The organism is Fictibacillus sp. NRS-1165 (assembly GCF_050468105.1).
In the GTDB taxonomy this organism is placed as follows: Bacteria; Bacillota; Bacilli; order Bacillales; family Fictibacillaceae; genus Fictibacillus_C; species Fictibacillus_C terrinigri.
Genome location: NZ_JBDPNU010000096.1, coordinates 1 through 764, shown reverse-complemented (window position 1 = coordinate 764; position 764 = coordinate 1). Strand labels below are relative to the sequence as shown.

The window sequence follows — 764 nt, the reverse complement described above, 5'->3', positions numbered from 1 at the left end:
ATTTACTACCCTTTTTAGAACGATATTCTTTTCCTTTATTATCATCCCCACTCACAAACTCACTGCTAAATTCTTGATTGTTTTGTGCTTGTGGTGAACCTTGATTTTGGCTTCCTTTGCTGCCATTGCGACTTGTCATTACATTCCCTCCTTTATTCAAAAACTTCCTTCATAGTATTGCTTATACGTTGCCTTTTACTCATTGTTCAATATGAAGTAGAAAATTGTATTGTATTGTTTGTTATTGGAGCCGGGATGGCATCACCATGTTTTCTAAGACTGGGAGTGCCAATCTTCAGCTATTTACCCCTGGGATTTGAAGAAGAAAAAGTAACCATACATTAAGAAATGTAAAACGCAGAAGAATTTATAACAGAGGGGTCATGAACGCTCCGCACCAATAAATTAAACATACTACATAGCAATAAGCAGCCCTATTTTACAAAAGGAGCTGCTTATTTATTAACAAAACCGTAGGTAAATAAGTTTCCAAGTTTTTGGATCAATCGCCAATACCTAAGTTTTTTTGAAGTATAAAAAGCGGCAGGTTTCCCTACTGCTTCTCATAATCATAGAATTGTTCCCTTTCTCAGTTAGCTCTTCAGATTCCTTACCGTTCTGCCTGCAGTATTTAAACATTTCACGCACCTTAATTCTTGGCTGACCTTGTTTAGGAGGAACCGCATAAACTCCATCTGGAAAAACAGCTTCAAAAGTCTCGATCTCTTTTAGGAGATCTTTCTTTCGTTGGTCCATATTAATGC

At 36.9% G+C, this 764-nt stretch carries 2 protein-coding genes; both read right to left on the bottom strand.

The window, feature by feature from the left end; genetic code table 11:
* Positions 1-139 (bottom strand): imidazoleglycerol-phosphate dehydratase (locus tag ABHN01_RS24440; protein WP_429877698.1); only part of this gene is annotated, 139 nt, incomplete at its 3' end.
* Between the two features lie 377 nt (positions 140-516).
* A partial coding sequence (locus ABHN01_RS24435) for a hypothetical protein (RefSeq protein ID WP_429877697.1) occupies positions 517-764 on the bottom strand: 248 nt, incomplete at its 5' end.